The sequence below is a fragment of the Acetobacter sp. DsW_063 genome, from assembly GCF_002153745.1.
Classification (GTDB): domain Bacteria; phylum Pseudomonadota; class Alphaproteobacteria; order Acetobacterales; family Acetobacteraceae; genus Acetobacter.
The window spans coordinates 1-7,068 of the sequence record NZ_JOPL01000102.1; the positions used below are offsets into that span (position 1 = coordinate 1).

6 protein-coding genes are annotated in these 7,068 nt (G+C 61.1%); 3 read left to right on the forward strand and 3 right to left on the reverse strand.

Annotated elements, in window-relative coordinates; genetic code table 11:
- Positions 1-192: 192 nt before the first annotated feature.
- The 3 genes from HK28_RS12070 to HK28_RS12080 form a co-directional block, all read right to left on the reverse strand.
- Positions 193-2,808, reverse strand: coding sequence for a TonB-dependent receptor (locus tag HK28_RS12070; protein WP_086644802.1), 2,616 nt, complete (start codon positions 2,806-2,808; stop codon positions 193-195).
- Positions 2,809-3,047: 239 nt separating this feature from the next.
- Positions 3,048-4,352 (reverse strand): DNA polymerase IV, encoded by a 1,305-nt coding sequence (locus HK28_RS12075; RefSeq protein ID WP_369823659.1) that lies wholly within the window; start codon positions 4,350-4,352, stop codon positions 3,048-3,050.
- Entirely contained in the window at positions 4,325-5,251 is a 927-nt protein-coding gene (locus HK28_RS12080) for an ROK family protein (RefSeq protein ID WP_086644804.1), read from the reverse strand. Before HK28_RS12080 ends, HK28_RS12075 begins: the two co-directional genes overlap by 28 nt.
- 143 nt (positions 5,252-5,394) lie before the next feature.
- Here HK28_RS12080 and HK28_RS12085 point away from each other — a divergent pair, with 143 nt between their 5' ends.
- The 3 genes from HK28_RS12085 (at position 5,395) to HK28_RS12095 (ending at position 6,998) form a co-directional block, all read left to right on the forward strand.
- Positions 5,395-5,625 (forward strand): sulfurtransferase TusA family protein, encoded by a 231-nt coding sequence (locus HK28_RS12085; RefSeq protein WP_086644805.1) that lies wholly within the window; start codon positions 5,395-5,397, stop codon positions 5,623-5,625.
- A gap of 157 nt (positions 5,626-5,782) precedes the next feature.
- Positions 5,783-6,016 (forward strand): exodeoxyribonuclease VII small subunit, encoded by a 234-nt coding sequence (locus HK28_RS12090; protein ID WP_086644806.1) that lies wholly within the window; start codon positions 5,783-5,785, stop codon positions 6,014-6,016.
- A gap of 7 nt (positions 6,017-6,023) precedes the next feature.
- Complete coding sequence (locus HK28_RS12095; RefSeq protein WP_086644807.1) at positions 6,024-6,998, forward strand: polyprenyl synthetase family protein; 975 nt, start codon at positions 6,024-6,026, stop codon at positions 6,996-6,998.
- Positions 6,999-7,068: the final 70 nt, after the last annotated feature.

Consider the following 7,068-nt stretch of genomic DNA (forward strand, 5'->3'; position numbering starts at 1 on the left):
AAAAGCTGGGCACTTCGCTCCGTCATTCAAGGCATAACAGGCCCTAGCGGCGTTCAGAAAATAAGTATCTGAGACGATCGTGGGTATGTGAGGTCTGAGCGCTGCGATGGGCGTAAAGCCCGGCGCCGTTCATGGAGGGGACGGCCGCCGCTCAGACGCCGCCCCTGCATTGAAAAGCGAGAAGTACTGAGATCAGAACTCGGTGCTGACCGTTCCGAAATATTCGCGGACAGAACCGCGCTCCATCGACTGGTAATCGGTGGACACAGGGAACCCGTTCTCGCCCATCATGGCGATGTATTTGGCGTTGAAGAGGTTATAGACGTTGAAACCGAATGTGACGTTTTTCAGAACCCAGTAATCGCCGAAAGAATATTGAGCGCCTGTGTTGGCCAGCCAGTACGCCGGAACATAAAGATTATTGATGAGCGTGAACGGGCGTTTTGAATAATAATTGACGTCAAAATGAACGTTGAAGCGCTTGTAAGAGTAACTGGCGTTCGCCTTGTACATCACCTGCGGGTAGCCAGTCATTTTGGCGCCACGGAGATCGTGATAATCCCCGTTTCCGTCCATGATGCTGACGTTTTTACTGTATGTGAAGTGATTGTAGCTGACTGAGTTATAGATCGATAGCCCGCGCAGCGGTCCAGATGCGAACGGCCGTATCGTCGCCGATGCGTCCATGCCGTACATCGTCGCCTTGCGGGTGTCGAGCAGCGATGTCTGCGGGTTGTTGAGCGAGCCTACCGAAGCCGAGATCAGGCGATGAGAAATGTCCGCGTGATACGCGTCGACTGAAGCAGTCAGCAGGCGAGAGTTGTAACGATAACCCACCAGGTAGATCCAATCCCGCTCGGGACGAACGGATCGACGAATGCTGTCGAAAAGCTGCTGGTTCGTGACGCCGGAGCCGGAGGGGCTTGAAATCGCCCAGGGCGAGGCACTGCCGCCGGTGGGCGCCACGGTGTAGGGGCGCATGTTTTCCGCGATATCGAAGTAGAGTTCATGCCCCGGAAGGAAGTGCCAGCTGACGTTGATATGCGGCAAGAAAGCAGACGCAGCCGTCATCGAACCGTTGGGTAAGTTCCCTTCATAAGTTGGCAAGGTGCCGTCGTAAGATTGCTGATTTGTGTAGTTCGATCCGCCAGACGTGGTCTGCAACATGGATTTGAATCCAAGCAGCACGGTCAGGTTGTTAAGAGGACGCCACGTGTCCATGACGTGATATTGAAACGTGTTGGTGTTCCACTGGAATCCGTAATTCTGGGCGAACGCGGGGCCATAGGTCGTGTAAGGGCCAACGGTCTTCAGCGGCGATCCTTCGCCCAGAACGGGTTCGTTGTACCAGAATTGTCCAGCCCACTGATTGTTGTTTTCATACCAGGCGCCGGTGTTGATCGTATGTTTTCCGATCTTGTATTCGAACGCCGAGTTGAACCCGTAACGCTCTTGTCGATACTGCCAGACCTGCTCGGACAATGGCGCGCCGGTCAATGATGGCACGTAAGGGTCGCCATAGGTGGCGTAAGATGTGTCGCTGTGCCCGTAAAGGGTCGTAATCCAGCGCAGCCTGTCGGTAAGCGCGAGATCGAATGTCATGCCGCCGATATAATCCGTCGACGCCTGCCCTGCGTCATAATATGCGACGCCAGCGGTTTCGTTCGTATTCTCCCAGCCAGCGGGCAACTGGTTCGGGCCGCGTTGCGCCAGAGGTTGTCCGGTCAGAGGGTTTGTGATCGGTCCGCTTGAAGCACAGGAATTTCCAGGATTGGAAAGCCCGGAGCAGGCCCAGTTCCACTGCGCCGCCGCATAGGCGCCAGCGTAGTTCGGATAGAACGATTCCGTTCGCCATCCGACCGTGTTCAGAATATCAAGAGATTTGTCCGCATATCCCCAGACCTGCGCGTTGGTCCAGTTGAAAAACGCCGTCATCTTGCTGCGCTCGCCGATCGGCTGCTCCAGCTTGGCGTCGGTCTGCTGCATGAAGGCGGGGCTGGGTGCGTCGTATTTTTTCTCGTAACTCCGTGAATAATCGACGAAGAACTTCGTGCCGCTGGGGTTGAGAATGCCGCTATCGATCCGAACATAGGTGCGTTTCATGCCGTAGCTGCCGAAGCCCTGCAGCACCTTGCCGCCAAACTTGTCTTTCGGAGGCGTGATGAAAAACTGCATCGTCCCGCCAAGATTGGTGTTCGACGGCAGATCGACGGCGCCTGCGCCCTGCGAGATGCTGCTGTGATCGATATCGTCGGAGATGACAGCGTTGTTGACGTTGAGCCCGTTGATATTTGTGTACGTCTGGTCGTTCAGCGGAACTCCGTCGACGGTTACGCCCAACTGGTCCATGAAGAAGCCGCGCATGTAGATGCTGGCCCCCCATGTGTCGATGCCGAGGGCGTCAGTTGCGCTGAAGCTCACGCCGGGAACCTGCGCCAGCATGCGAAGTACGTTGGAGCCGGACACCATTTGCTCGATTTCGGCTCGTCCGACCACTACTTCAGAATTGTGCGAGATATGTCTTTGCGCCGTTACGGCGACAGCTTCGTCGCCATTGGCGACCAGATGCGCCGGTCTTTTGGCCGGAGCGGCGGCCGCCTGACGTTGAACTGAACCGGTAGATGCAGCAGGCGTGACCACGCCGCCATGCGTTGATCGTGTTTTGCCGTGACGTGCGACATGCTTCACCGCCGTGGTGTCGGCAGCAGCGTTCGCCGCAAGCCCCCCCAAAGTGGAACTGCCGATAAATACCGAACTCCACAACGCTATGCGGGATACGTTATTGCGCGGGAGAAGGCGGCGAACCATGAACACTCCATTTCGTTTTCACCGGCTTCGCTTGGCGGGTGTGCCTGCCGGTGTCTGACTCGCGCCAGTATCGAAATCGTGCAGTGGCGCACGCAAGTGTTATTGTATCGAAATGAGTGTGAGTTTTTCGGTTAGGCTCGCATTGTGTCGTTTTCGCATCGTTTTTTTCCGACGCGCGGCGTGCGCGCGCTCCGGGTGTGGACGTTTGCGCGGGCAGATTGTGTATTGCCGGGCCGGGGTCACTTGCGGTCCAGCGCTCGCCCCCGATTGAGCATCGTGTCGCCAAAGCGCGTCCGAATCGAATCTATGGCGTTCTGCATGGCGGCGCGGCGGCCTGAGTTCGGGTCAGCTAGGTCAGGCGGGTCCGCCGCGGCCAATGGAGCCAGCCCGTTGGTCCCTATCCCCAGCAGGCGGTATGCCGAGCCATCGATTTCTTTCGTCAGCAGTTCGCGAGCGAGCGCGAACAGGCGCTCCGGCAAGATCGTAGGCGTGAAAAGCCGCGCAGCGCGTGTCCGCGTCTCGAAACGGCTGGTGCGGAGCTTCAGCGAAATCCCTGTCGCCGAGAGTTCGCCTTTGCGAAGTCGCGCCCCGAGGCGTTCGCAAAGCAGCCACAGGCGGCGCTCCAGCTCCGCAACAGCGGAGATATCTGTTGCGAACGTTGTTTCGACGCTGACCGATTTGGCGGGACGGGACGGGGTCACACGCCTTACATCCTCGCCTCGTGCACGTGCAGCGAGGGACGGACCATGCGGGCCTAGCCGCCGCACAGCGTCGTGGTCGCTTAGTGCAGCAACGGCGCCGAGCGTGGTGAAGCCTGCACGGCCAAGCGCTCGTTCCTGAGCGGCTCCGACTCCCGGAAGGGTGCGAACCGAACGTGAGGCGAGCCACTCCGCCGCTTCGGCTCCGATGACGCCATATCCCCGCGGCTTATCGATTTCGGCGGCGAGCTTGGCCATCATCGGGTTTTCGGCGAGCCCGACGGAGATCGAAACGCCAAGTTCCCGTTCCACCGCCAGCGCAAGGCGAGCGGCCACCACGCAAGGCGGAGCCCCGTGAAGCTGCATCGTTCCCGACAAATCAAGCACGGCTTCATCGATGGATTTGGCTTCGACCAGCGGCGTCAGCGCGCTCATCATCTCGCGCATCGTCTTCGCGACGGCGCGATAGGCGGCGATGTCCGGTTCGAGAACGATGGCGTCAGGGCAAAGCTGCCGCGCCTGCCGCATCGGCATCGCCGACCGCGCGCCGCTCAGACGTGCGATGTAGCAAGCGGTGCTGACGACGCCCCGATCGCCGGTTCCGCCGACCAGCAGGGGGCGGCCCGCCAGTTCCGGCCGTCGATGCTTCTCGACGCTGGCGAAGAAGGCGTCGCAGTCGACATGGACGATGGACAGCCGCTCAAGATCCGGGTGCGATACAATTCTGCGCGAGCCACACGAGGGGCAACGCGCGACAGGCGCCTCGCGCGGCAGAAGTGAGGCGCAATCCCGGCATAACGTCGGAGCGCTTCCGCTCGTCAGCGGGTCGTTTCGGCAGGCTCCCACAGCCACGCGGCTCCCCGTACGCCGGAGCTGTCTCCGTGCTTGTTGCCGAGAATCGGAGTCTTGCAGCCGGGGGTGATGACGTGGCGCTGCAACAGCCCCTGCGTCCGCTCGCGCACGGCGCGGAGATTGGACACGCCGCCGCCGAGGACGATTGCATCGGGGTCGAGGATATTGATCAGCATCGCGCAGGCGCGGGCGAACCGATCAACGTAGCGGTCGATCGCCGCGACGGCTCTGGCGTCTCCATTCGCAGCAGCGTCTTCAATGCCTTCCACGCTGCGATGGCCCGGTCCCTGCCAGTCTTCGGCCAGCGCCGATCCGCACAGGAAACGCTCCAGGCAGCCTTCGTTGCCGCAGAAGCACTTTGGCATGGGGAACTCTTCCAGACGTGGCCAAGGCAGGGGCGTATGGCCCCATTCTCCGGCGATATGGTTGAGGCCCGAAACCAGCTTGCCGTTCACCACCAGACCGCCGCCCATGCCGGACCCGATGATCACGCCGAACACGACGTTCTTTCCCGCAGCCGCACCGTCGATGGCTTCCGACAGAGCGAAACAGTTTGCGTCGTTCTCGACGCGGGCAGGACGGCCCGCGACTTCAGGAAGGTCACGCTCGAAAGGCTTGCCGTTAAGCCATGTGGCGTTGGCGTTCTTCACAAGGCCGCTCGACGCATCCGTCGATCCCGGAATGCCTACGCCGATTGGTAGCGGGGCGCTTGAGGAAGATGCGCCCAGTTCGTCGGCGGCCGAGTTCGAAAGGTCGCGAATTGTAGTGAGGAGTGCGTCATATTGCCCCGGATTCGGCACGCGCCGACGCAACTTCATCTCTCCTGTGCGGTCGAGGGCCACGATTTCGATTTTCGTGGCGCCAACATCGATTCCAAGCCGCCAGTCGTTCATAGCTCTTCAGCCTCGTTTTTTGTAGGAAGCTCTGCCGCGCACGGCCACTTCACATGAATTGGGGAGGTCGGATTGTAAGGAATCGCGCAGGATGGTTCTTATGTCTACCTTTGCCGCAATCTGCCGGAGATGGATCGCGCGTCGTGAATGAGACAATTCTGGATGTGAGGGGCCTCAGCTGCCCGTTACCCGTGTTGAAAGCCAATCGGACGCTCCGTAGCCTCGGCGCTGGAGACAGGCTGCGGGTGCTCGCGACGGACCGCGCTTCCGTGTCCGACTTTCAGGCGTTTTGCCGGGAGAGCGGGCACGCGTTGGTTGCGTTTGGCGAAGAAGGCGGCGTTCTTTCTTTTGTGATTCGCAGAAAACCGGACTGAGAGCCAGTCGCGGGCCGTCTGGATGGCTGCGTTGGTCCGCTGAAGCACGCATGGCTGGACTGTTTCCCACCCCTCAGGGTTGCGTTTGAGGGATCGTGGGGAGTAAGGGCAACGGCTTGACGAATGGCGGAGCGCAATCCGGAATGGTTGGACGGAAATGAGCGGCGACATTGCCTCAATGTCTTTCGAAGAAGCTTTGGCTGAGCTGGAGCGCATCGTAAAGGGCCTCGAGGGCGGGCAGCTCAAGCTGGAAGACGCAATCACCGCCTATGAACGCGGCGCCGCGCTGCGCGAGCATTGCGAGAGCAAGCTTCGTGCGGCCGAAGCGCGCGTACAGGCGATTGTCCAGCGCACGGACGGCGCTCTCGATACAAAAAAAATAGCGGATTGAACGGGTTATGACCATCACCGGCGCGGTTCAGCGCACAGCTTCCCCTGTGGCCAGTCAGGGCCTAGAAGGAAACGGCGCGGGAGACGGCGTCGCCCTGCGCGCCTCCCTGCGCGACAGGGCGGCGGCGATCGAAGCTGCCGTGGATGCGCTGATTCCGGCGGTGCCAGGGCCGGAGGCGCGCGTAGTCGACGCCATGCGTTACGCGACGCTCGGCGGCGGCAAGCGTCTGCGCGGCTATCTGGTCGCTGAAGTGGCGGCCCTGTTCGCCGAAAGCGCGGAAGCCGATGCGCGCGCCTACCGCGTTTCGGCGTCGGTGGAGATGCTGCACGCCTATTCTCTGGTGCATGACGATCTGCCCGCCATGGATGACGACGATCTACGGCGCGGCCAGCCTTCCACTCACCGCAAGTTCGACGAGGCGACCGCCATTCTGGCGGGTGACGCTTTGCAGACGCGCGCCTTCGAAATTCTGGCCGAGATGGCGACGCACAGCGACGCCGTGGTGCGGACCGAGCTGGTGCTCGCCCTCGCCCGCGCTTCGGGCGCGGCGGGTATGGTCGGCGGACAGATGATCGACATGGAGGGGGAAGGGCGTTCGCTTTCCCTCGACGAAGTTCGGCATCTGCACGCGCTGAAGACTGGTCGCCTGATCCAGTATTCAGCCGAAGCTGGCGCCATTCTCGGGCAGGCGACGGCTGAGCAGCGAGAACGTCTTGCGGCTTATGGCCGCGACATCGGCGCGGCTTTCCAGATCGCCGACGACGTGCTCGACGCGACGGCAAGCGCCGAAGAACTCGGCAAGACCGCTGGCAAGGACCTCGCCGCCGAAAAATCGACCTTCGTCGCGTTGCTCGGCGTCGACGGCGCCCGGCGCGAAGCCGAGGCTTTGGCGCACCGCGCGACGGAGGCTCTCGCCCCGTTTGGTGAAAAAGCTGAACGCCTGCGCGATCTCGCGCGTTACGTCGTCGAGCGCAGGAGCTAGCATTCATGAACGCGTCGTCTTGCCCCACACGGGGTCGTTTTCCGTTGCTGGACCGGGTTGATGTTCCTGT